Here is a 23,606-nt window from a genome sequence, read left to right as displayed (position 1 = left end):
CCATTGTGTCAGCCGCGTGGCAGGCTCAGCATATGAACACCCAGCCCAATGTGTTCACTGACGTATTCAGTGAGGCCAAGCTCGGCCCGGTGACGCTGCGCAACCGCATCATCAAGGCCGCCACCTTCGAAGCATCCACACCCAATGCGCTGGTCACCGATGATTTGATCAACTACCACCGGCTGCCCGCGGCCGGCGGCGTCGGCATGACCACCGTCGCGTACTGCGCGGTCTCCCCCGGCGGCCGCACCGACGGCTGGCAGATCTGGATGCGGCCCGAGGCCGTGCCCGGACTCACCAAACTCACCGAGACCATCCACGCCGAGGGTGCGGCCATCAGTGCCCAGATCGGCCACGCCGGGCCGGTCGCCAACTCACGCACCAACAAGGCCAAGGCACTGGCGCCGGTGCGGTTCTTCAACCCGCTGTCGATGCGGTTCGCCAAGAAGGCCTCGATCGACGACATCCGCGATGTCACCGAAGCGCACGCCAATGCCGCACGGCTGGCCATCGACGCCGGATTCGACGCGGTCGAGGTTCACCTCGGCCACAACTATCTGGCCAGCTCGTTCCTGTCCCCACTGATCAACCGGCGCACCGACGAGTTCGGCGGTTCGCTGGAGAACCGGGCAAAGGTGGCCCGCGGTGTGGTGCGCGCGGTCCGCGACGCCGTCGACAAACACGGCGACCGGAAGATCGCCGTCGTCGCCAAGCTCAACATGAGCGACGGCATCCGCGGCGGCATCCCGATGGACGAGTCGCTGCAGACCGCGAAGTGGCTCGAGGAGGACGGCGGGCTGGACGCCATCGAGCTCACCGCAGGCAGCTCGCTGGTCAACCCGATGTACCTGTTCCGCGGCGGCGCTCCGGTCAAGGAGTTCGCGGCGAACTTCAAGCCGCCGATCAGCTGGGGCATCCGGATGAGCGGCAACAAGTTCTTCCGCGAATACCCGTACCACGAGGCGTATCTGATGCGCGACGCCGAGAAGTTCCGCGCCGAGCTGACCATGCCCATCATCCTGCTGGGCGGCATCACCAACCGGGAGACCATGGACCGGGCGATGGCGGCGGGCTTCGACTTCGTCGCGATGGGCCGCGCGCTGCTCGCCGAGCCGGACCTGCTCAACCGGATCAAGGCAGAGGACGAAAAGGGTTCGGTCAAATCGCTTTGCACACACTGCAACGAGTGCATGCCGACGATCTACAGCCACACCCATTGCGTGGTGACGGGAGCCCCGGACACACTCGTGAGGTGAGCACAGACGCCGTCAGCGACACCATGGTGACCTACCGCTACGTGCGGGTCGGCCTGGTGGCGCTGGTGGTGTTCCTGTTGACCTCGCTGGCATTGACCTGGGCACACACCTGCCCGCAGGGGTCCATCAGCGCGTTCTTCTACACCCGGACCCACGCGGTGTTCCTGGCTTCCCTGTGCGCGATCGGCATCTGCCTGATCGCCTACAAGGGCAGCCGGGTGGGTGAGGACGCTCTGCTGAACTACTCCGGCTTCATGGCGTTCATCGTCGCGCTGGTACCCACCGGCCCCGGCGACGACCTGTGTCGGCCATGGCTTCCCACCGTCAGCGACCCGTTCGGCGGCGTCGCCAACAATGTCGCCGCGTTGTTCGTGGCCGTCGCCGTCGGCACCGGGATGTACCTGGCGCTCGGTCGCTGGCGTCGCCCGCAAGTGCCGCCCGTGCCGTCCGAACCGTCCTGCGCCGAGGCCGCCACCCTGTGGAAGACCGTCGCGACCGCGCTGCTACGGGTCGAAAAGTGGCTCCCGACAGCGCTGTTGGTCATCTCCATCGCCGGTGCCCCACTGATGCTGTGGGACTGGTTCGCCGAACACGCACACGTCATCGCCGCGGTGGCGATGTTCCTGGCCATCACGCTCGTCGCGGTCTACCACGCGTGCTACGCGCGGGCCGCCGTGCGCCAGCACCTGGCCCGGTTCTACGCGACCATCGCCGCGCTGATGCTCGTCACCGTGGTGGCCGGCGTCGTGTTGCTGATCCTGGGATGGCATTTCGGCGTCATCACCGTCGAACTCATCCTCATCGTGCTTTTCGCGGTGTTCTGGGCCGTGCAGACCTGGGACGTCTGGGACGCCCAGGACCGCTACCCGGCAGAAGCCGTGCCGGCGCTGGCCGAGACACCCGCTTAGGCGGTGTACCCGTCGATCTGCAGCGTCTTCCCCTCGGCCCGCAGAACCAGCACCGCACCCGGGGACGGGACGAGGCCCTCCACCGATTGAGCCGGCACCGTTGCGGTCTGGGCACACGTCTTCGCGTCGAAGGCGCGCAGTGATCCCCCGGCACCCCGGTCGGCGAGGACCAGGGTGCCGGGGAACGCCACGTAGGCAGGTTGATCGACGCGCCGACTCGGCACGGTCGAGCGGGCCGGCTCAACGCCATCGGGGAGCTGGCACAGTTGCCGACCGTCAGCACCGAACAGGGTCAGCCGAGTCGCCCGATCATCGAGATACCACACCACGAAATCATCACTGGGGCCATAGGATTCGGCCAGACGTGCGTCCGCCGGCAATGGGCTGACGGTGCGGTGAACGATATCGGCATACCTGACATCCGCGGGTGTTCCGGATCCCAGCATGGAAACGAAGACTCCAATGCCATTGGCCGGGCGGGCCGCGATCTGGAGGTAGCGCTGATCGATCGGCGCCTTCGGGTCGACCTTTTGCTCCGTCAGCACTGTGTCCCAACCGATTTGTCCGGTTTCGGGATCGAGCACGCTCAACCAGACCTTGCCGTCCTCACATTGGACGGTCGACACCACGCCGGAGGCCGTCACGATGGGTTCGGTGATGGCGCAACCGAGATGGGGAGCGGGCACGCTCCACAACACGCGGCCGGTCCGGCTGTCGTACCGGGACCAGATGCGCTCGTCGTTCCACCCGACGATGAACGGACCGGTCGCGGCGCGATAACGCCCACGGACCGCCGCGCCCAGGGCTTCATCGCCGCTGGCCCAAAGCTGCGCACCGGTGACTGCATCCAGACCGACCAGGCCACCATCGATGAACGCCACCACCGTGGCGCCGTTGTCGACCACCCGCATTCCGCTGACGGCTATCTCCGCCGGCCCGGTACGCGCGTAGTGCCAGCGCTCCTTGCCGTCGGAACCGTAACCCGTGATGCGGCCGTGCTGATACACGGCGAAACCGGCTCCGGCCGAATCGATGTCGTATACCGACACGTCTTTGTCGGCGAACGCGTCAGGCACCGACACGGTGAACGTCCGCTTCCCCAACGCAGTGGGAATCGCGGGCACATCGGTAGCTGCTGCCGTCGACGAGTCGACGAATCGCCCGTCGTCACCGGCGCGGAAGGCGCCCGCGGTCACCACCGCGGCAACCACGACGGCGATCGCTGCACCGACCGCCAGCAACTTCACCGAGCCCCGTTCCAACCGCGGGAAGGCCCGCGCGGCCAGGAACGTCGCCGCCGCGCCGGCCAGGCACAACCACCACGACGCCGCGCCGAGAGGCAACGCCGTGGTGACCGGGGCGCTGTCCATCACCCGGTGGTAGAACGCCGGGATGCCCTGGCTGATGTAGGCGATGACCAGTATCGCCGCCACACCCGCGGCACCCGCCGGGGTGGCCGCCAGATCACGGTCGGTGCGTCCGCGCCAGACGCTGTAGGCCATCGCCGCGATCAACACCACCGCGATCACGGTCACCACCAGCGCCATCCGATTCGGCAACGCGTCGCCCCAGCGGTGCATACCGGACACGTACCAGGCGCTCTCACCTGCACTGCGCGGCGCAACCAGCCGCGCCCAGGCGCTCAGCGCCAAGGCCCACACCAACCACACCGCTGCCGCACCGGCCAGCACGGTGCCCACCTGCCGCAGCGCACCGAGTACCCGCCCGGCCGCCTTCTGCGCCCCTTCAGAACCCATGCGTGCCATCGTCACACGCCGCCACACCGCCGCAACGGCCCAGCCCCGGTGAGAACAACCGATAGAGTTGAGCGCGATGAGCCCTGCGCTGACCGTTCGTTACGACGGGTCGACCCGTACCTTTGCCCCGGGCAACGATGTCGTCATCGGCCGAGACCTCCGCGCCGACGTCCGCATCGCCCACCCGCTGATCTCGCGTGCCCACCTGGTGCTGCGCTTCGACCAAGGTCGATGGGTCGCGATCGACAACGGCAGCCTCAACGGCATGTACGCCAACGGCCGCCGGGTGCCCACGCTCGACATCCATGACGGCCAGGTCGTCAACATCGGCAACCCGGACGGACCACAGCTGACCTTCGAGGTCGGCCGGGTCCAGGAGGGGTCCGTCGGCCGCACGCCGACAGCAGCAGTACCGATCGCGAACCGGCCCAGTGGCGCCTGGCCCACCCAGGCCGCACCCGGGCGGCAGCAGTACGGCCAGCCACCCGCGGCCCAGCGGCCCGGTTACTCGTCCGGCCCGCAACCTCGCTACCCGGCCCCGCCCACCGGTGGGTATCCCAGCGGTCCACAGGGCGGTTACCCGAGCGGCCCACAATCCGGCTACCCGAGTGGCCCGCAGACCGGCCACCCCAGCGGTCCACAGGCCTATCAGCCCCCACCCGTTCGCAACTCGAACCCGGGCGCGGCGCCGACGACGATGGGGCCGGCTGCCGCCTCGGCCCGCGGCAGCAGTGAGTCCGGCGGCAACATCGCGACCAGCATGCTCAAGATCCTGCGCCCCGGACGCCCCAGCCCGGCACCGGCAGGCGCGGTGAAGATCGGCCGTGAAACCGACAACGACATCGTCATCCCCGATGTGCTGGCCTCGCGGCATCACGCCACGTTGATCCCGATGACCGGCGGCACCGCGATCCGCGATGAGCGCAGCATCAACGGCACGTTCGTCAACGGCGCCCGCGTGGACTCCGCGATCCTGCACGACGGCGACGTGGTCACCATCGGCAACGTCGACCTGGTGTTCTCCGGCGGCACCCTCGTGCGCCGCAGCGAGACCGAGGCCGACACCCGCACCGGGGGCCTCGAGGTCCGGGCCCTGACATGGACGATCGAGGGCAACAAGACGCTGCTCGAGAACATCTCGCTCGACGCACGACCCGGCATGCTGACCGCCGTCATCGGTCCGTCGGGCGCGGGCAAGTCGACGTTCGCCCGGCAGGTCGCCGGCCTGACCCATCCGACCAGCGGCACGGTCACGTTCGAGGGCCACGACGTCCACGCCGAGTACGCCTCGCTGCGATCCCGCATCGGCATGGTGCCGCAGGACGATGTCGTGCACGGCCAGCTCACCGTCCGGCAGGCCCTCATGTACGCCGCCGAACTGCGACTGCCGCCAGACACCACCAAAGCCGACCGCGAACAGGTCGTCATGCAGGTGCTCGAAGAACTCGAGATGACCAAACATCTCGACACCCGGGTCGAAAAGCTGTCCGGCGGACAGCGCAAACGCGCCTCGGTCGCCCTCGAACTGCTGACCGGCCCGTCCCTGCTGATCCTCGACGAACCGACCTCGGGTCTGGACCCGGCATTGGACCGCCAGGTCATGACGATGCTGCGCCAGCTCGCCGACGCCGGCCGCGTCGTGCTCGTCATCACGCACTCCCTGACGTATCTGGACGTGTGCGATCAGGTGCTGCTGCTGGCGCCGGGCGGGAAGACCGCGTTCTGCGGGCCGCCGGACGAGATCGGCGAGGAACTCGGCACCACCAACTGGGCCGACATCTTCAGCACCGTCGCGGGCGACCCTGAAGGAGCCAAGCAGCGGTACCTCGCCAAACACGGCCCCCCGCCGCCGAAACCGCCCGCCGAGAAACCGGAGAGCCTCGGCGAGCCGACGCACACCAGCCTGTTCCGCCAGCTGTCCACGATCGCCCGCCGACAAGTCCGGCTGATCGTGTCCGACCGCGGCTACACCGCGTTCCTGTTGATGCTGCCGTTCATCATGGGTGTGCTGTCGTTGTCAGTGCCCGGTGATGTCGGGTTCGGTCTGCCGGTGCCGGCCGTCCAAGGCGGCGAAGCGCCCAACGAAGCGGGCCAGATCTTGGTGATGCTCAACGTCGGCGCAATCTTCATGGGCACCGCGCTGACCATCCGCGCACTGATCGGTGAGCAGGCGATCTTCCGTCGTGAACAGGCCGTCGGCCTGTCGACGACGGCGTACCTGATGGCCAAGATCGCAGTCTTCGCAGTGTTCGCGGTGATCCAGTCCGCCATCGTCACGGTGATCACGATCCTCGGCAAGGGCTGGGGCCCGGGCGCTGTCGACAGAGGTGCGTTCCTGGGCGGCCGCAACCTCGAATTGTTCATCGACATCTCGATGACATGTGTGGCCTCGGCGATGGTCGGGCTCGCGCTGTCGGCACTGGCCCGCTCGGCCGAGCAGATCATGCCGCTACTGGTGGTGACGGTGATGAGCCAGCTGGTGTTCTCCGGCGGCATGATCCCGGTGACCGACCGCGTCGTGCTGGATCAGTTGTCCTGGATCACCCCGGCGCGCTGGGGCTTCGCCGCCTCAGCATCGACCATCGACCTGACCCGCCTGGTGCCGCCACCGCTGCTGCCCGCCGACTCGCACTGGAAGCACACCCCGTCGGTGTGGCTGATCAACATCGGCATCCTGTTGCTGCTCTGCATCGTCTACACCGGGTTCGTCCGCTGGCGGATCCGACTGAAATCCGCCTAGCCCTCGCCAGCGTCCAAACCCTTCGTCGCGCCCACCTTTTGTCACTCCGGAGTGACGCTCGAGCTCGGGCGTCACTCCGGAGTGACAAAGCGGATTTGGGTGCCGCGCTGGCGTGACGCTCGACGCCGACGGTCACGCTGGCGTGGCAAAGCGGGCGCCGGAAGGCCGCGGCTGAGCCCCCGCTACCCGCCGTGGACGTCGAGACCGTGGGCGGCCGAGTAGGCCAGCGCCTGGGAGATGTCGATCTTGGCGCCACGCAGTTTCGCAGTGGTCCAGAAGGTGGGGTCGACGCGGGCACCACGCAGATCGGCCTCATCGAGCTTGGCGTCCTGCACCCGGGCGCCGGTCAGGTCCGCCTGCCGTAGCACCGCCTTGCGCAGGTCCACACCGACCAGACTGGCCTCGCGCATCCGGCAGTCCGACAGGTCGACCCCGCGCAGATCGCAGCCGCCCAGCACGGCCAGCGTCAGATCCGACTCCACGATCTTGATCGGCCGCAGCCGGCACTCGGTGAACACCGAGCCCAGCAGGCTGCAGTTGGTGAACTCGCTGTGCCACAGCGTGGCGCGGCGAAACGTGCAGTTGCGGAACGCCGAGCCGAAATGTTGCGACTCGGACATGTCGACACCGCTGAAATTGCACTCGGTGAACACCACCCGCTCGGTGCGCAACCGGCTCAGATCTTCCTCGCGGAAATCGTGACCTGTGAATTCCCTGTCCGCCCAGGCGGTTTCGTCAGCTACCACGCCTCAGCCGGGCAACGCCGACATCGTCGTCAACGAGTACTCGGTGACGGCGATCAGCGCAGCCTTGGCCGAGTTGCGGTCGCGGGCATCCACGGCGACCACCGGGATGTGCTCCGGCAGCGCCAGAGCCTTGCGGACCGCCTGGGTGGGATGCTTTGGCGCGTCGTCGAACTCGTTCACCGCGACGATGAACGGCAGCTTGCGGGCCTCGAAGAAGTCGACCGCGGCGAAGCTGTCCTGCAGGCGGCGCACGTCGACCAGGATGATGGCGCCGATCGCGCCGCGCACCAGGTCGTCCCACATGAACCAGAACCGTCGCTGCCCGGGTGTGCCGAACAGGTACAGCACCAGATCCTCGTCCAGCGTGATGCGGCCGAAGTCCATCGCGACGGTCGTGGTGCGCTTGTCCGGGGTTCCGTCCAGGGCGTCGACGCCCTCAGACACGTTGGTGACCAACGCTTCTGTGCGCAGCGGCATGATCTCGGAGACCGCGCCGACGAATGTCGTCTTCCCTGCCCCGAACCCGCCAGAAATGACGATCTTCGTCGAGGCGGCCCCACGTCGGGGGGCGCCACCGCCGGAGGCCGAGCGGGGTTCAGAGTGCTCGTAGGCCACGCAGGGTCCTTCCAATCAATTCGCGGCGTTCGTCGAAGCTAGCCGAATCATCAAGGGTGGCTTCCACCCGTAGATAACCCTGCGTCACCAAGTCCCCGATCAGCACGCGCGCCACGCCGAGCGGGAGAGATAAATGAGCGGCAATCTCGGCAACCGAAGGACTGCCGGTGCACAACTCTACGATCTGTGCGCGCACATCGTGCCCAGTCCAGCGCGGTTCACGTGTCGTGTCGGTTTTTTGTATCGGCGCTTCCAGCGGAAGGTGCACGCGCGAGTCGGTGCGGCCGGCCGTCAGCGTGTACGGCCGCACCAGACTCGGACGGTCAGTAGTTTCCGGTTCGTCCACAGGCACCTCGCGAAGGGCAGAAGGGGTCGGGGACTCAGGACGGTTGCGGCGTACGGCGCGAAGACTGCACCACCGCGCCGACCCGTTCGACCAGAATGGCCATCTCGTAGCCGACCTGCCCGATGTCACACGACGGGGCGGTCAGGGTGGCCAGGTTGGAGCCGTCGCCCACCCGCATCAGCAGCAGGTAGCCGTTCTCCATCTCGACCACCGACTGCATCACGTGACCGCCATTGAACAACTGGGAGGCACCGGTGGCTAGGCTCGCCAGGCCGGAGGAGACCGCGGCGAGCTGGTCGGCCCGCTCGACCGGCATGTGTTCGCTGGCAGCCATCAGCAGTCCGTCGGCCGAAACCAGCACCGCGTGGGACACCCCGGATACCTCGCGGGCGAACTTGGACACGAGCCAGTCCAGGGAGTCGCGCTGCGTCGGACGGGTCATTCGTTATCGGTTCCTCTGGTCTCACGGGCATGCGATCGTCCGGCGTGCACGCCCCCGAAAAGGTTGCTGGTGCTCGTACGGACAGACTCGGGGTCACGCGGTTTGAACGCCGCGAACATGCCGCTGTCAGGTTCGTCTGCCGATGCTACCGTCTCGAAGCCCTCGTCGTTACGGTGTACTCCACCGTTGCGGTGACGACCGTTGGACTCGCCGGCCACCCCGACCGCGGCAGCGACACCACCCGGCACCAGACGGGCACCCGGCGTACGCATGGGCAGGCCTTCCTCGGTGTGCTCCTCGACGGGCGCATCCTGCGCCGCGGCGGCCACCGACCAGCCCTTCTCCCAGACCGTTTTCCAATCCAGGTCGGCGCTGCGCACATGCGTCGTCGGGTCGATATCGAATTCCGAAATCATCGACTGATAGATCGAGTCGCCCTCGACCTCTGCGCTTTCGGCCTGAGCCTGAGCCGCTTCGACGGGTTCTTCCGCTCCCTCGCCGGGATCCGGTACGTGCACACCGTTGACACCGTTGAGGTCACTGTGGCCGTTCAGACCGCTGTGGCCGTTGAGACCGTTGACCCCATTGAGGCCGTTGACTCCGTTGACGCCGTTCGTGGCGGCTTGCCCGCGAGAGGCGAAGAACGACGACGTGTTGGTCGGTGACAGTCGTCCGGGCTCCGCGTCTTCGTCGGCCGCGGTGTCGGCCCCCGCGTCCGCCGCTGCATCCGAACCCAGGTCCGCCGCCGCGCCCGCTTGCCCCTTGGCCAGGGCCGCACTCTCTTCGGTATGCACCGGCCACTGCTGTGGCCACTCGCTGACCGGTTCGTCCTCGGGCTCTTCAACCGATTCCTCGGCCTCCGATTCCGGTTGGGGGGCCAGCGTGCCCGGCAGCTCCGAGATACCGCTGGCTCCCGGACTGCGCTGAGGCAGCAGGTCGAACGGAACATCGGCACCGTTGACATGAGGCTCGTCGAGACCGGACCCGAACATCGAGGCGTCGGCGGGATCGGCGTCCAACGACAACGCCGTGGCGATCCCGGCATGGGCATCGACGGGCATGCCATAGGGCAGCTCGTCGACGGCGTCGCCGCCGTCGCGGGCCAACAGCGTGGCCGGGACGTACACCCCTGCCGTGGTGCCCGAGCTCGGTTCCTCGGCGACCGTGCTGCGCAGCCGCACCACCAAACCGTGCTGGGTGGCCAGTCGCCCGACCACGAACAGGCCCATGTGGCGTGCGGTGTAGGGGTTGACCTCACCGCCGGACTGCAGACGGGTGTTCGCGACCCGCAGGTCAGCCTCGGTCATGCCGAGGCCGACGTCGCTGACCTCGATCACCAACGCACCCTTGGCGGCGTGCACCGCTGACACCCGCACCTGCGAAATCGGCGGCGAATAGCGCAGCGCGTTGTCGAGCAGCTCGGCCAGCATGTGGATCAAGTCGCCGGCTACGGCACCGGCAATCTCGACGTCGGCCACCGAGGCGGTGACGACGCGCGTGTAGTCCTCCACCTCCGAGGCCGCTGCGTTGACCACCGTCGCCAGCGGGACCGGGCGGCTGTGCTCGCGGGCCAGCTTGGATCCGGACAGCACCAACAGGTTGGCACCGTTTCGGCGCATGCGGGCAGCCAGGTGGTCGAGCCGGAACAGGCTCTCCAAGCGCTCCGGGTTGTCCTCGTTGCGTTCCAGCTGATCGATGAGGCTCAGCTGCTGATCGACCAGTGAGCGGCTGCGCCGCGACAACGTCTCGAACATGTCGGAGACCTGCAACTGGAGCTGCGCCTGCTCGCCGGCGAGGAACACCGCCTGCTCGTGCAGTTCATCGACGGCGTGGGCCACCTGGCCGACCTCTTCGGTGGTCTGCACGGGGATCGGGGTGACCGGAACCAACTCGCCGCCGGCGCGGACCCGTTCGATCTCCTTGGCCAGATCCTGATGGGCCACCCGCAGGGCGCTGTCCCGAAGGGTCCGCAGCGGACGCACCAGCGAGCGGGCCACCAGCAAAACGATGACCATGGCGCTGACGATCGCGGTCGCAACCAGGATCGCGTCGCGGATCGCGTCGTTGCGGGCGTCGTTGGCCTGAGCCTCGACCGCGGCCGGAATCGCCGAGGTGGTGTTCTCGATGATCTGCCCGGCGATCTTGTCGGTCGCCTGCAGCGACGCCAGCATGTCGGGGTTACCGACGAGCGGAACGCCCGGGTTGGACATCATCGCCATGCGCTTGACCATCTCGGCGCGGAGTGTGGCCGCCTCCTCGGAGCCACCTCCCAGAACCTTGGTCAGTGCCGCGACTGTGGACGGTTCGGTACCGGCCATCGTGATCATCGAGGTGCGCAGCAGAGGTTCCGGCTCGGCACCGCCCGCAGTGACCAGCATCTGCTGGATGGCCATCTGGCCGCGCGCGCCGACCGCCCGGGCCAGCGCCTCAACCTGAGACTGAAGCGACTGCTGGTTGCTGTGCACCGAACCGGTGATGGCAGCTTCCCCGGTCAGCAGCAGCGGGCCGTAGTTGAGGATGCGCTGACGGAGGTCGATCGAGTTCGACATCACGGCATCGACCAGTTCCGGCCCCTTGGTGAGCAGGCTGCCCACCGCCTGGCCGACGTCCTCGGCCACCTCGGTGGCTTCCAGACGTTGCTGCAGGTCCAATTTCCGGTCATTGAAAGTGGACATCGCGGCCTGCCCATCGCCACCCTCGGTAGCTGCGATGAGCACACCCTCCATGGCGGCCATGTAGTCGTCGATACCGGGAATCAACTCGGCCCGGTCGGCGGCCAGCCGGAGATCTCCGGCGGCGCTGGCACTGGCATAGATGCGCAAGCCACCGAACGTCGCGGCCAGGATCAGTGGCACGAGGACGATGGCGAGGACTTTCCGGGTGACCGGCCAGTTGGCCGGCGACCAGCGCGAAGGGCGCTTGGCCGGAGCCGATGGTGCTGGGGAGAATTCGACGAGGGTGCCGTCAGCCTGTTTCAGCTGCGTAAAGGCAGTCATCGGCGCCCAACCGCACTACCGGCTGCGTGGCCGCAATTTACTCGTGGGGCGTGATTCATAAGACTTCCTGCTGTTTCCGCCCAGGCGGGGGCGGGCGTCAAACGCCTTGGCAATTGCACGAGTATGACAGCAGCTCGCGAGCGTTTCCACAATTCTTACTGAACAGACAGAGTTCGTGACCGAGCTGTAGCGGAGTTGTGTGGTAATCGAGCAAACAGTGATGTGCTTGCCCAAACACGTGCCGATTTCCCGCTCCGATTCGCAGGCTGATTCACGGATGAAATTGCATCCCGATTCGTCACCGGGCGGGCCGCCATACGATCATCATCGGATGTTCCGGGTGATGTTCTTTTCTCCCCGTATCGCACCCAACACCGGCAATGCGATCCGGATGGTGGCGGGCACCGGATGCGAGCTGCATCTGGTCGAGCCGCTGGGTTTCGATCTGTCCGAACCCAAGCTGCGCCGGGCCGGCCTGGACTACCACGACCTGGCATCGGTGACGGTGCACGCCGACCTGGCCGCGGCGTGGCGCGCGCTGATGCCGGCCCGGGTCTATGCCTTCACCGCGCACGCGTCGACGTCGTTCACCGACGTCTCCTATCAACCCGGCGATGTACTGATGTTCGGCCCGGAACCCACCGGACTGGATGCACAAACTCTGGCCGATCCCAATATCACCGCGCAGGTGCGTATTCCGATGGTCGCCGGCAGGCGGTCGCTGAATTTGTCGAATGCGGCGGCCGTCGCCGCCTATGAGGCTTGGCGCCAACACGGGTTCGCCGGCGGCGTCTAGTTACGCCGCGGGCGTGGGCCGCCACGCGACCCACGCCCGAATCCCACAGAGTGTTCATACTCCGGCTTCACAATTTCATCTCGGACAACAGGCGCCCCAGGGCGCCCGGACTCACCAACTGTCCCAGTGCGAGAACTGCTCGGCGGGAAGGCGCTTGGCCTTCTTGAAATCGGTGCCCACGGTGTAGGCGACCGGGAACAGACCGGCCTGGGCGTACCGGTCGAACGGGATGCCCAGCAGTTCGGCGGCCTGCTTCTCACCGTCGCCGAGCAGGTGCAGCGTCGTCCAGGCCGACCCAAGGCCCCGCGACCGCAGCGCCAGCATGAAGCTCCACACCGCGGGTAGCAGGGAACCCCAGAACGATGCGCTCATGCCGGCGGGTGCGCCGTCGGGACGGCCCTCAAGGCACGGGATCATGAGCACCGGCGCCTTCTCGAAGTTGTCGGTGAGATACCGAGCGGAACTAGTCACCGCATCCATCTGCTGGTCGCGGATGTCGCCGCGCTCCGGCTTCGGTTGATCGAGGTACGGGTTGGCATTGGCCCGGTAGATGTCAGCCAGGGCCTTTTTCTTCGCCGGGTCTTCGACGAAAACCCATTGCCAGCCTTGCGCATTCGACCCGGTCGGGGCCTGAAGCGCCAGGTCGAGGCACTCCATGAGCACCTCGCGCGAGACCGGCTTCTCGAAGTCGAGACGTTTGCGCACCGAGCGCGTAGTGGTGAGGAGCTCGTCAACGGTCAAGTTCAGGGCTGGTTCGGCTGTCATGCCGCGAGACTACAACCGTTCGCCGAACCAGAGAAGCTCCCCAGCAGTTTGCTGGGGAGCTTCCAATCATCGTGCGCTGCAGTACAACTCAGCTAACCGATGGAGGTTGCGCGCCGACGCCTGATCGACGACGGTGCACGGGCTTTTCAGCCGGCGTTCTCGGAGACCAGCACCGGCTCCCAGCCGTTGGCCTGCGGCTCGTCCGATGACGCGTAGTCAACCGAGGACGGGACGGCGTGGATGCCGTGATCGTCGCCGGGCAACCCGCCGAGCGCGGCGATGGTGTCGCGGATCTTGGCGGCCTCGGCATCGGTCGGCGTTGCGCCGGCCTCGAGTTCGTCGAGCAGTCCGTCGCGCAGACCCGCGCCGTTGGCGACTTCCTGAGCCGACAGCTTGGCGTGGACGCGGGTGACGTAGATCTGCTGTCCCAGAGAGGAACCCGGAGCCGACGCGGCGTGGGCCATCAGCGAGTCATACCGCTGGCGAACCCCGCTGAGCGCCACGATCACCGCAGGAGACGGCCGGTTGCTGCTGGCCGCCTCGGCCAGGGAGGCACGCAGCTTGCGCAGGCCGGACAGGACGACGTCGGCGCGCTTGTGGAACTTCTTGTCCTCGGGGAAGGGCAGTGCGTCGATAGCAGCGGAATACATGTGCATCGCCGCCTCCGACAGACTGACGATGACCGCCGAATCACCTTCCAGCGTCGCGTTTTGTCCCATGGGCCCTCAATTCTCAAGCGAACAGATCAACAGAAAGTGGGCGGCCGGTTGCCGGACCATCGGGTCCGATTCTCCGCCGCTCACGGTGAGCACGCCGATGACACTAGCGGTTTCGGAGCGGCACGTCATCGCTAGGGGCCCTTGAAGAATGACGAGAAACAGGGTATGCGAGTGCGGGTGCCACCGGCCGGTAGCACGCGGCGCCGAGGGTGGCCTTACTCTGAACGTCGGCACGGTGGCAGGCTTGGCCGACGGGAGGTCGACATGGCCGGACTAACTGAATCGACAAGGGCCGCTGAGTCTTCAGTGGGTGCCCCGCCGGACTACGACCAGGTGGGCGAGGTGACCGAGCCGATGCGGGTGGCTGTGGTGGGTCAAGCCACCGCCCCCAAGGCGATGTCGGTCGACACCAAGGCGAACAAGGGATGGCTGGTGTGCGGCGGCCTGGCCGGTCTGGCGATCGTCGGTTATCTGGTGTTCGGCCCGGGAGCATCCGGCAGTAAGGCCGAGTGGTTCTTCGGTGCCGTCGTCTTCGTCGTCGTGATGGTGACGATGTGGCTGACCCTCACCATCCAGCGTCAGGCCAAGAACGACATTGCCCGGGCCGACGAGCGGCTGCGCCATGAGCTGGCGGCCGCCGACGAGCGCTCGGCGCTGGAACTCGCCCTGACCCAGAAATGGCATCGGGCCCAGATGGAGTCGCAGCAGAAACTGCACCACGCCGAACTGGTGGCCCAGCACGAACTCGCGCGCATCGAGCGCAACAACCTGCTGGAACAACTGCAGAAGCAGGCAATGATCGAGGTGTCCCGCGCGGTGGGTGCACACACCCGGATGCTCGCAACGCTGTGGACCGAAGGCGCGACGCAGCTGCGCAACCCGGACCGCGCCGAACGGGAAGCCGCGATGAACGCGCTCTTCGGGCAGATCAGCCAGGTGGTGAGCGACGTTTCGGTCGAGCTCGACAACGCCCACCTGCTCAGCCAGGACGACCGCCTGCAGGATGCGCTCAACCGGGTCAACGACGCGGTGCTGATGGCGATCCAGGTCGCCGAGGATCTGCACGCCGATGTGGTCGAGGGCCGGACCCCGGAGACCAACCCCATCCCGGCCGTCCAGCATCTCCTGCACGAGCGGGCCACCGCCGCGCGGCGGCTGGCCTGGTCGCTGCTGCGGACCGGGCTGGAAGGCAGCGCCGGTCCGGCCGTCGACCCGGTCATCGACCCGTCGGTCTGAGCGCCGATCCTCGGCCCTCAGCGGAAGTCTCGCGACCGCGAGCCGACCCTCAGCTCGACCGGCCCCATCCGGTCGGCGATCACGGTGACCGCACCACTGGCGTTCTGCACGATGCCGCGGACCACCAGCGCCGGTGCCGTCTGCGCCAGCTTGCGGTAGCGCGCCCACACCCCCGGTGCACACAGCACATTGACCATCCCGGTCTCGTCTTCCAGGTTCATGAACGTCACCCCCTGCGCGGTCGCCGGGCGCTGGCGGTGAGTCACCGCCCCGGCAACCAGGATTCGGGTCCCGTCGACGACCTCCAGCAACTTGTCGGCGGGAATCACGCCGAGGGCGTCGAGGTCGGCGCGCAGGTACTGGGTGGGGTAACTGTCCGGTGAGACACCGGTGGCCCACACATCAGCGGCCGACAGCTCCAGCGCACTCATCCCGGGTAGCGGCGGCACGTGCGAGGAAGAGCCCACCCCCGGCAGCCGGTCTGGCCGCTGGGTGGCCGCCGCACCTGCCGCCCACAGCGCCTCGCGCCTGCTGATCCCGAAACAACCCAGCGCACCGGCGGTGGCCAGCGCCTCGGTCTGCGGCACCGACAGCTGCACCCGGTTGGTCAGGTCGATCAGGGTGGTGAACGGCCCGTTGGCATCTCGCTCATCGACCAACCGCCCCGCCAACTCGTCACCGATGTGGCGGACACTGCCCAGCCCCAACCGCACGTCCATGCCGAGGTTCTCGCACGTCGCGTAGGCCAGGGATGCGTTGACGTCAGGGCCGTGCACCATCACCCCGTGCCGACGGGCGTCGGCAACCAGGGACTGCGGCGAGTAGAACCCCATCGGCTGAGCCCGCAGCAGAGCCGCGCAGAACGCCGCCGGATGGTGCAGCTTGAACCACGAGGAATAGAAGACGAGCGACGCGAAACTCAACGAATGGCTTTCCGGGAAGCCGAAATTGGCGAACGCTTCCAGCTTCTCGTAGATCTGCTCGGCCACGTCGCCGGTGATCCCGTGAAGCTCCCGCATGCCGTCGTAGAACCGGCCGCGTAGCCGCCGCATCTTCTCGGTGGAGCGTTTGGAACCCATCGCCCGGCGCAGCTGGTCGGCCTCGGCCGCGGTGAAACCCGCACAGTCGACTGCCAATTGCATGAGCTGCTCCTGGAACAACGGGATGCCCAGCGTCTTGCGCAGCGCGGACTCCATCGACGGATGGTCGTAGGTGACGGGCTCCATACCGTTGCGGCGACGGATGTACGGATGCACCGAGCCACCCTGGATCGGGCCCGGCCGGATCAGCGCCACCTCGACCACCAGGTCGTAGAACTCCCGCGGCTTGAGCCGGGGCAGGGTGGCCATCTGCGCGCGGGACTCGACCTGGAACACCCCTACCGAGTCGGCCTTCTGCAACATCTCGTAGACCGCCGGTTCGGACAGATCCAGCTTGGCCAGGTCGACGACGATGCCCTTGTGCTCGGCCAACAGGTCGATGGCGTAGTGCAGCGCCGAGAGCATGCCGAGGCCGAGCAGATCGAACTTCACCAAACCTATTGCCGCACAGTCATCCTTGTCCCACTGCAACACGCTGCGGTTGGCCATGCGGGCCCACTCCACCGGGCACACGTCGGCGATCGGGCGGTCACAGATCACCATGCCGCCCGAGTGGATGCCGAGGTGCCGGGGCAGATTGGCGATCTGGGTGGCCAGCTCGATCACCGGTTGCGGGATGTCTTCCGCCTCCGGCGAGTCCGGACGCCCGTTCCACCGGCTGAGTTGCTTGCTCCAGGCGTCCTGCTGACCCTGGGAAAAGCCCAACGCCCTGGCCATGTCGCGGACCGCACTGCGTCCGCGGTAGGTGATGACGTTGGCGACCTGGGCGGCGTAGTCACGGCCGTAACGCTCGTAGACGTACTGGATAACGTTCTCGCGCAAGTCCGATTCGATATCGATGTCGATATCGGGCGGCCCGTCGCGAGCCGGAGACAGAAACCGTTCGAACAGCAGCTCGTTGGCGATCGGGTCGACGTTGGTGACCTTGAGCGCGTAGCAGACCGCCGAGTTGGCCGCCGATCCCCTACCCTGACACAGGATGTCGTTGTCCCGGCAGAACCGGGTGATGTCGTGCACCACCAGGAAATAGCCGGGAAACTTCAACTGCTCGATAATGCGCAACTCGTGTTCTATCTGCGCATAGGCCTTTTTCGCGCTGTCGACGGGCCCGTAGCGTTCGGCCGCTCCCGCCATGACCAGATGCCGCAGCCAACTGTCCTCGGTATGCCCGGCCGGGATGTCGAACGGCGGCAGCTGCGGAGCGATGAGCGCCAGGCCGAAGGCACACTGCTCACCGAGATCGGCTGCGGCCGAAACGATATCAGTACCGAACCGCTGGGCCATCTCCTCCCCCGAACGCAGGTGGGACCCGCCGAGCGGGGCCAGCCAGCCCGCCGCGGTGTCCATCGAGTTGCGGGCCCGGATCGCCGCCATCGCCATGGCCAGCCGGCCCCGGTCGGGTGCCGCGAAGTGCGCACCGGTGGTGGCCACCACCGGTATCCCGAACCTCGACGCCAGCCCGGCCAGGACGGCATTGCGTTCGTCGTCACACGGATGGCCATGATGGGTGAGTTCGATGCTGACCCGGTCGACCCCGAACCGGTCCACCAGATCCGCCAGCGCAGCGGCGGCAGCGTCCGGACCACCTTCCGAGAGCGCCTGGCGGACATGACCTTTGCGACAGCCCGTGAGAATGTGCCAGTGCCCACCGGCAGCCTCGGTGAGCCCGTCGAAGTCGTAGCGCGGCTTACCCTTCTCGCCACCGGCCAGGTGCGCCTTGGCGATCTCGCGAGACAACCGCCGATACCCCTCCGGCCCGCGGGCCAGCACCAGCAGATGCGGACCGGGCGGGTCCGGATCCTCGGTACGGGGAACGTTCCCCAGCGACAGCTCCGCGCCGAACACCGTGGCCACGTCCAGTTCCCGGGCCGCCTCGGCGAACCGGACCACTCCGTAGAGCCCGTCGTGATCGGTCAGCGCGATCGCCCGCAGGTTCAGCCGGGCCGCCTCCTCGACCAACTCCTCCGGCGTACTCACACCGTCGAGGAAGCTGTAGGCGCTGTGCGTGTGCAGCTCGGCGTACGGCACTGAGCCGGGTGTGCGGGAAACCTCGGGTGGCTGATAGCTACCGCGTTTGCGCGACCAGGCCGGGCTGTCCCCGCCGTCGCCGACGGGCTCCAATGGCAGGCCGGAACGGCGGGGCTTGCCGGTAAGCACCCGCTCCATCTCCGACCAGCTCGGCGGCCCGTTATGCCAACCCACCTCGCCAGTATATCGAACGTCTGTTCGATATCTCATGGGTGTGCGGCAACGGGTGTAGCCCGATACAACCCAAGAGATGCCGATCACGTCGTCGCCCCCTACGATGCCTCTGGGCTGGGGATCGGCTGTGAAAGGACGGCAATGGCGTCAACGAAATACATCGGCTACGTCGGTGGTGTCGCGGTGGCGGCGGGAGTCGGCGCGGCGATCGCCGTGGCCGGCCAGGGCACTGCTCACGCTGATTCGACGGATGGTGCCTCCAAGGAGTCGACCGGCAGCACATCCCAGCACGTCAACGCCGGACCCAAGCGCGGTATCGCCAAGGCCGGCGAGGTCAAGCGCCCTAAGCCGTTGTCCAAGGTCCCGTTGTCCAAGGTCAAAGAAAGCGTCAGGGACAACCTCGAGAAGCGCGCCGGCAAGATCGAGAAAGCCGCTGCCCAGGTCACTGACACCGTCAAGTCCGCCAAACCGGTGGCCGCCGCGCCCAAACCGAAGCCCACTGCCGAGGAGTTCGAGGCCGGCGAGGTCGCCAAGCTCAAGGACCTGTTCTCCCCCAAGCAGGCCGCAGCTCCCAAGCCGGCGCCCGTGGTGGAGGAAAAGCCGGATACCGAAACAGTCGCGCAGCCGACGAGCAAAACCTCGGTCGCCCCGAAGGTCGCCGCGGTCCAGGACCAGGCAGCTACGCCGTGGGACCCCAACCCGCTGCGCGACAATGATCCCGAACCGAAAGGCATTCCCCCCGAGATCCTGAATCTGCGGGATGCGTTGATGGGCGCCGCGCCGAACGAGCTCAAACCGCTTGTGCGCGAGGCGACCGAGCAGATCTACCGGGGCACCCAGATCGTGCCGTGGGTGAATGCGGTGATCCCGATCAGCAAGATTCTGCCCAGCCTGGCACCGGCGCTGGGTGACGATCCGGCCGCGCGGGATGCCCGGCAGACCATCATCAACGAGCTGATCAAGACCACGCCGCCGGGTTCGGCGGTGTACTACGGCTACGACATCATCGCCGACTTGATCAACCTGGAGGAGCCCGGCGCCGAACTCAAGGTCCAGGCCGTGACCACGGTCTGGGATCTCCTCGATCCATTCGAGCTGGCACACAACAAGGGCAACTCCGGCATCGGCGGCGCGGCCGGCTGAGCCACACCTTCACCGCGCCCGGGTGGGCCCTACTCCACGAGTGAAGGCGTGTCGTACCGCAGGGTTTCGCCCCGGAAGAACTCTGGACTGCGAGACCGCCAGACCATCATCAGCACGGCACCGAGGATCAGCACGCCGAAGCCGATGAAGAACACCAGGCCGATGCCGCCGATCGCCGCGCCGCTGGCGTTCTCCGGGTCCATGCTCTCCTTGATCGAGATCACGAACACCGCGGCCAGCACGATTCCGCCGAGCAGCGGGAACAGGAACTTGAACACCATGTTGTGGGCGTTGTCGAACAGCTCACGGCGGAAGTACCAGACACATGCAAACGCGGTGATGCCGTAGTACCAGCAGATCATGATGCCAAGGGCGGCAATGGTATCCAGCAGCGCACTCTCCGAGAGCAGGCTCACCACGGTGTAGAACACCCCGGTGACCACCCCGGCGGTGACGGTCGCGAACACCGGCACCAGATAGCGCGGGCTGACCTCGGCGAAACGCGGCGGGAACGCCTTGTAGGCGCCCATCGCCAGCATCGCCCGTGCGGCGGGCAGGAACGTGGTCTGCAGGCTGGCCACCGACGAAGCCAGGATCGCCAGGAACAGCAGCGGCCCGGCATAGGTACCGAGCACCGGATCCGCCAACGCGGCGAACACGTTTTCGGCATTGTCCGGATTGCCCAGCCCGAGATCGGTTTCCCCGACGCCGGCATACATCATGACCGCGACAGCGATCAGCAGATACGTCGCCAGGATGGACAGGACGCACAGCAGCCCGGCCCGGCCCGGCACCTTCGTCGGATCTTTGGACTCCTCCCCCAGGGTCAGGCAGGTGTCCCAACCCCAGAAGGCGAAGATCGACCCTGTTACCCCAACCACGAAGGCGCTCAACGCAAGTCCGTTGAACGGATTGAACCAGTCCAGGTCGAACGACAGCCCGGCCGGCGCATCGCCGCGGCTCACGTGCACGAACGCCATCACCGCGAACGCCAGCAGCACCACCATCTGGAATCCGACCAGTACGTACTGCACGCGTTCACTGGTGGTGATGCCACGACTGGCGACCAGAGTCGCGATGACCAGGAACACCAGCGTGGTGATGATGTTGATGGCCTTGTTGTCGGCGAGCTCGGCGATCGACGGGTGGTTGGTGATCCGAGCGATGAACAGATAGAAGAACTCCACCGCGATGGCGGCGAGGTTGGACAGCACGATGATGGACGCGACCACCATGCCCCACCCACACATCCAGCCGACATACGGGCCGAATGCCTTGGTGGACCACGTGAACGACGCCCCGCAGTCGGGTGCGCGCGAGTTCAGCTCACGATAGGCGTAGGCGGTCAGGAACATCGGGATGAACCCGGCGATGAAGATCGCGGGCATCTTGAGTCCGACGGCCGCGACGATCAACCCGATGCTCGCGGTCAGCGTGTATCCGGGTGCCACACATGAGATGCCGAGGATCGCACCGGAGAAGGTGCCGACCTTGCCCGCGGCCAGACCCTTGGAGACCAGCCCGGCAGAGTGCTCGGCGGCTTCGAGCTTCTGATGCGACGCGGATTCCGATGCGGACTCGGTCATGAGTGATCCTCGCCGTCTTTCAGTTCATCCCGGGGCACAACCACCATGGGCACGTCCAACACCCGCAACATCTTGGCCGCCGTGGAACCGAGGAAGATCCGTCGCGGCGCGCTGAGCCGACTGGATCCGACCATGATGATGTCGCCGTCATCCCACCCCAACTGTTCGACGGCGGCCTCGACGCTGGGCCCGGTCACGATGGTCGAGGACACCGGAAAATCCGCAGGCAGTTCATTTCTGGCGGCCTCCAAAGTCCGTTCGGCGTGCGCGAGCGCGTGGGCTCGCACGGCTTCACTGTCGCCGCGCAGCGAGCCGAAGGTCGGATCGAGCGCAACCAGCGACACCAACCGCAGCGGGATATCCGCGGCCCGGCTGGCCCGTACCGCGGTGGCGAGCAACAGATCCGAACCTTGACGCTGACCGATGGCACACGTGATCTCATGCACCCGTTCGATCTTCGAATCGCGCGTTCCGCGGGGTGCCACCGCAACCGGCACCGGCGAGGCGTGCAACAACTCGTTGACCACCGACCCCAGCGAGTAGCTGCCGACCAACCCGCCACCTGCACCGCCGACCACGATCGCGATCGCCTGGAGACGCAGTGCTTCGCGGATCAGACCGTCGGTGAACGACTCGTCGAAGCTCAGATGCGTGTGCGCCACAACGTCGTCGGGCACCAGGCCCAGGGCATCGTCCAGCCAACCCTGCGCCTGCTCGGCCAGGACTTCCTCGTAGCCGCCCTTGGGAACGGTGCCCGGCGGCGCGTTGTCGGGTGGCAGCACGATGCAGACGTGGACCTCGGCGGCCAGCGTTCGGGCGAACCGAACTGCCAACGCCAGCGCGTCGGCGCCACCGGGAGTGGCCAGATACCCAACGACCAGGTTCACCTGCGTCATCTGCCACCGCCCATCCCCGCACCGCCGTGCGACCTCAGTGGTTCGATCCTGTCAATCCACCACGCGGTGTGCAGCCGCTTCTACGAAATTGCCGCGCCTGCCAGATCAGTCGGAATACTCGGCGACACCGTCCTCCAGCACGAGCCGGGCATCGGCACCGTCGGGCCCGGCGGCCTCGGTACGGAACACGGCCCGCCCCGGTTCGGTGCGCCAGATCGACGTCGTCAACGTCTCCCCCGGGAACACCGGAGAGCTGAACCGCGCTGCCACGGCATGGACCTTCGTGGCGTCGCCGCCACCGAGTTCGGCGACCAGCGCCCGCCCGGCCACCCCGTAGGTGCACAGACCGTGCAGGATCGGCTTCGGGAACCCGGCCAGATTCTTCGCGAACCACGGATCGCTGTGCAGCGGGTTGCGGTCCCCAGAGAGTCGATAGATCAGCGCCTGATCCTCGCGGGTGGGCAACGCCACCTGGGCGTCCGCGTCGCGATCGGGAATCTGCGGCGCCACGGGACGTTGCCCCTGCTGCCCACCGAACCCGCCTTCACCCCGAATCACCACGGTGGTAAGGGTTTCCGCGACGACCTCGCCGCTGGCCGGATCGGTGCCGATGCCCTTGAGCATGACCACCGCGTTCTTACCCTCACCCTTGTCCTGGATGTCGACGACCTCGGAGACCACACTGAGCTTCCCGGCCGGGGGCAGTGGCCGGTGCAGCCGGATCTCCTGGGAGCCGTGCAGAAGCATGCCGAAGTTGAACGTGCCGATCTTGAGTGCTGCAGGGAAAGCCGAGCAGGCGATCACCGCATAGGTCGGCAACACCTGCTGTTCGATCTCGTGACTGTTCTCGGTGGTGAAGGCGAGGTCGTCGGTACCCGCGCCCACGCCGATGGCGTACAGCAGGGTGTCGCGGTCGGTCCAGTCGAACGGAATCGGATCGGTTGTCTCGCCAATGGCGTCCGGATTGAGGGGCATGCGTGCCGACGATAGCGGTTCAGTGGCCGAGTTGACCGGCCTTGTTGACTGTAGGTTCTCAATCCGCGTGTCATCTCAGGACCCCCTGACCGGCGGTAACGCGAGTTATCTCACGTCGTGTCATCCAGGTTTTGTCTCAAGTTCGTGTCATTTTTTCGGGCGGACCCGATGGCAGGACTCCGGTCAGTCCGATCGGTTTTCCGCGAGGCGCCACTGGGCCAACCGTGCCGGCAGGTCACGTGACGGGGCTGGATCCGTCGCGCAAGTCGCAACGTTTCGCTCCGAGGGGTTCTTCCAGGCAGATACGGCCGCGCTGAGACCATGGGCGACCTGCATGAATGGCTGCCCACGAGCCAGCGTAGGAGACACGTCGCAATCACCT

Annotated in this window: 18 protein-coding genes; 6 read left to right on the top strand and 12 right to left on the bottom strand. The window is 66.8% G+C overall.

Features of this window, described 5'->3' with window-relative positions:
- Window positions 1-32: 32 nt before the first annotated feature.
- Complete coding sequence (locus AC4LGL_RS06915; RefSeq protein ID WP_491838070.1) at window positions 33-1,256, top strand: NADH:flavin oxidoreductase; 1,224 nt, start codon at window positions 33-35, stop codon at window positions 1,254-1,256.
- Between the two features lie 23 nt (window positions 1,257-1,279).
- Window positions 1,280-2,164, top strand: a complete 885-nt coding sequence (locus AC4LGL_RS06910) for a diphosphate--fructose-6-phosphate 1-phosphotransferase (protein ID WP_491839288.1) — start codon at window positions 1,280-1,282, stop codon at window positions 2,162-2,164.
- Here the strand turns inward: AC4LGL_RS06910 and AC4LGL_RS06905 are convergent.
- A complete protein-coding gene (locus AC4LGL_RS06905; protein ID WP_491838069.1) occupies window positions 2,161-3,921 on the bottom strand; it encodes a BamB-related PQQ repeat family beta-propellar protein in 1,761 nt (586 codons plus the stop codon). The two genes, AC4LGL_RS06910 and AC4LGL_RS06905, sit on opposite strands and share 4 nt — an antisense overlap.
- A gap of 76 nt (window positions 3,922-3,997) precedes the next feature.
- Here AC4LGL_RS06905 and AC4LGL_RS06900 point away from each other — a divergent pair, with 76 nt between their 5' ends.
- A complete protein-coding gene (locus tag AC4LGL_RS06900; protein ID WP_491838068.1) occupies window positions 3,998-6,661 on the top strand; it encodes an FHA domain-containing protein in 2,664 nt (887 codons plus the stop codon).
- A 182-nt stretch (window positions 6,662-6,843) separates the two neighbouring features.
- Here the strand turns inward: AC4LGL_RS06900 and AC4LGL_RS06895 are convergent, their stop codons facing one another.
- The 5 genes from AC4LGL_RS06895 to AC4LGL_RS06875 are packed head-to-tail and all read right to left on the bottom strand — an operon-like array spanning window position 6,844 to window position 11,806.
- A complete protein-coding gene (locus AC4LGL_RS06895; RefSeq protein WP_418020357.1) occupies window positions 6,844-7,407 on the bottom strand; it encodes a pentapeptide repeat-containing protein in 564 nt (187 codons plus the stop codon).
- A 3-nt stretch (window positions 7,408-7,410) separates the two neighbouring features.
- Entirely contained in the window at window positions 7,411-8,022 is a 612-nt protein-coding gene (locus AC4LGL_RS06890; protein ID WP_003882325.1) for a GTP-binding protein, read from the bottom strand.
- Window positions 8,003-8,368 carry a DUF742 domain-containing protein gene (locus tag AC4LGL_RS06885; protein ID WP_082448780.1) on the bottom strand — a complete coding sequence of 122 codons (366 nt, stop codon included), beginning with the start codon at window positions 8,366-8,368 and terminating at the stop codon, window positions 8,003-8,005. The genes AC4LGL_RS06890 and AC4LGL_RS06885 overlap by 20 nt, the downstream gene beginning before the upstream one ends.
- 34 nt (window positions 8,369-8,402) lie before the next feature.
- Window positions 8,403-8,810: a roadblock/LC7 domain-containing protein gene (locus tag AC4LGL_RS06880; protein ID WP_019346515.1), complete on the bottom strand. Its 408-nt coding sequence runs from the start codon at window positions 8,808-8,810 to the stop codon at window positions 8,403-8,405.
- On the bottom strand, window positions 8,807-11,806 hold the full coding sequence (locus AC4LGL_RS06875) for a HAMP domain-containing sensor histidine kinase (RefSeq protein WP_491838067.1): 3,000 nt from the start codon (window positions 11,804-11,806) through the stop codon (window positions 8,807-8,809). Before AC4LGL_RS06875 ends, AC4LGL_RS06880 begins: the two co-directional genes overlap by 4 nt.
- A gap of 331 nt (window positions 11,807-12,137) precedes the next feature.
- On the opposite strand from AC4LGL_RS06875, the gene AC4LGL_RS06870 reads away from it, so the two are divergent.
- Window positions 12,138-12,602 carry a tRNA (cytidine(34)-2'-O)-methyltransferase gene (locus tag AC4LGL_RS06870; RefSeq protein WP_491838066.1) on the top strand — a complete coding sequence of 155 codons (465 nt, stop codon included), beginning with the start codon at window positions 12,138-12,140 and terminating at the stop codon, window positions 12,600-12,602.
- Between the two features lie 111 nt (window positions 12,603-12,713).
- Here AC4LGL_RS06870 and AC4LGL_RS06865 read toward each other — a convergent pair whose 3' ends face one another.
- On the bottom strand, window positions 12,714-13,367 hold the full coding sequence (locus AC4LGL_RS06865; protein WP_491838065.1) for a nitroreductase family protein: 654 nt from the start codon (window positions 13,365-13,367) through the stop codon (window positions 12,714-12,716).
- 146 nt (window positions 13,368-13,513) lie between these two features.
- A complete protein-coding gene (locus AC4LGL_RS06860) occupies window positions 13,514-14,086 on the bottom strand; it encodes a hypothetical protein (RefSeq protein WP_064880189.1) in 573 nt (190 codons plus the stop codon).
- A 264-nt stretch (window positions 14,087-14,350) separates the two neighbouring features.
- Between AC4LGL_RS06860 and AC4LGL_RS06855 the strand changes: the two genes are divergently transcribed.
- Window positions 14,351-15,322: a hypothetical protein gene (locus tag AC4LGL_RS06855; RefSeq protein ID WP_491838064.1), complete on the top strand. Its 972-nt coding sequence runs from the start codon at window positions 14,351-14,353 to the stop codon at window positions 15,320-15,322.
- A gap of 17 nt (window positions 15,323-15,339) precedes the next feature.
- On the opposite strand, the gene AC4LGL_RS06850 is transcribed toward AC4LGL_RS06855, so the two are convergent.
- Window positions 15,340-18,624 (bottom strand): error-prone DNA polymerase, encoded by a 3,285-nt coding sequence (locus AC4LGL_RS06850; RefSeq protein WP_491838063.1) that lies wholly within the window; start codon window positions 18,622-18,624, stop codon window positions 15,340-15,342.
- Between the two features lie 141 nt (window positions 18,625-18,765).
- On the opposite strand from AC4LGL_RS06850, the gene AC4LGL_RS06845 reads away from it, so the two are divergent.
- Window positions 18,766-19,767: a hypothetical protein gene (locus tag AC4LGL_RS06845; protein WP_491838062.1), complete on the top strand. Its 1,002-nt coding sequence runs from the start codon at window positions 18,766-18,768 to the stop codon at window positions 19,765-19,767.
- Window positions 19,768-19,796: 29 nt separating this feature from the next.
- On the opposite strand, the gene AC4LGL_RS06840 is transcribed toward AC4LGL_RS06845, so the two are convergent.
- The 3 genes from AC4LGL_RS06840 to AC4LGL_RS06830 all read right to left on the bottom strand — a co-directional run bounded on the left by AC4LGL_RS06840 (window position 19,797) and on the right by AC4LGL_RS06830 (window position 23,224).
- Window positions 19,797-21,353: an APC family permease gene (locus AC4LGL_RS06840; protein ID WP_491838061.1), complete on the bottom strand. Its 1,557-nt coding sequence runs from the start codon at window positions 21,351-21,353 to the stop codon at window positions 19,797-19,799.
- A complete protein-coding gene (locus AC4LGL_RS06835; protein ID WP_491839287.1) occupies window positions 21,350-22,240 on the bottom strand; it encodes a universal stress protein in 891 nt (296 codons plus the stop codon). Before AC4LGL_RS06835 ends, AC4LGL_RS06840 begins: the two co-directional genes overlap by 4 nt.
- Window positions 22,241-22,354: 114 nt before the next feature.
- Window positions 22,355-23,224: a MaoC family dehydratase gene (locus AC4LGL_RS06830; RefSeq protein WP_055109688.1), complete on the bottom strand. Its 870-nt coding sequence runs from the start codon at window positions 23,222-23,224 to the stop codon at window positions 22,355-22,357.
- Between the last annotated feature and the right edge of the window lie 382 nt (window positions 23,225-23,606).

Source organism: Mycolicibacterium arcueilense, assembly GCF_058536225.1.
This window is presented reverse-complemented; position numbering and strand designations above follow the sequence as displayed.

Excerpts from the sequence above, each read along its gene's own strand:
- AC4LGL_RS06845 (WP_491838062.1), top strand. The coding sequence starts at position 18,766 with ATGGCGTCAACGAAATACATCGGCTACGTCGGTGGTGTCGCGGTGGCG.
- AC4LGL_RS06870 (WP_491838066.1), top strand. The coding sequence starts at position 12,138 with ATGTTCCGGGTGATGTTCTTTTCTCCCCGTATCGCACCCAACACCGGC.
- AC4LGL_RS06855 (WP_491838064.1), top strand. The coding sequence starts at position 14,351 with ATGGCCGGACTAACTGAATCGACAAGGGCCGCTGAGTCTTCAGTGGGT.
- AC4LGL_RS06880 (WP_019346515.1), bottom strand. The coding sequence starts at position 8,810 with ATGACCCGTCCGACGCAGCGCGACTCCCTGGACTGGCTCGTGTCCAAG.
- AC4LGL_RS06860 (WP_064880189.1), bottom strand. The coding sequence starts at position 14,086 with ATGGGACAAAACGCGACGCTGGAAGGTGATTCGGCGGTCATCGTCAGT.
- AC4LGL_RS06915 (WP_491838070.1), top strand. The coding sequence starts at position 33 with ATGAACACCCAGCCCAATGTGTTCACTGACGTATTCAGTGAGGCCAAG.
- AC4LGL_RS06865 (WP_491838065.1), bottom strand. The coding sequence starts at position 13,367 with ATGACAGCCGAACCAGCCCTGAACTTGACCGTTGACGAGCTCCTCACC.
- AC4LGL_RS06840 (WP_491838061.1), bottom strand. The coding sequence starts at position 21,353 with ATGACCGAGTCCGCATCGGAATCCGCGTCGCATCAGAAGCTCGAAGCC.
- AC4LGL_RS06905 (WP_491838069.1), bottom strand. The coding sequence starts at position 3,921 with ATGGGTTCTGAAGGGGCGCAGAAGGCGGCCGGGCGGGTACTCGGTGCG.
- AC4LGL_RS06875 (WP_491838067.1), bottom strand. The coding sequence starts at position 11,806 with ATGACTGCCTTTACGCAGCTGAAACAGGCTGACGGCACCCTCGTCGAA.
- AC4LGL_RS06910 (WP_491839288.1), top strand. The coding sequence starts at position 1,280 with ATGGTGACCTACCGCTACGTGCGGGTCGGCCTGGTGGCGCTGGTGGTG.
- AC4LGL_RS06900 (WP_491838068.1), top strand. The coding sequence starts at position 3,998 with ATGAGCCCTGCGCTGACCGTTCGTTACGACGGGTCGACCCGTACCTTT.
- AC4LGL_RS06830 (WP_055109688.1), bottom strand. The coding sequence starts at position 23,224 with ATGCCCCTCAATCCGGACGCCATTGGCGAGACAACCGATCCGATTCCG.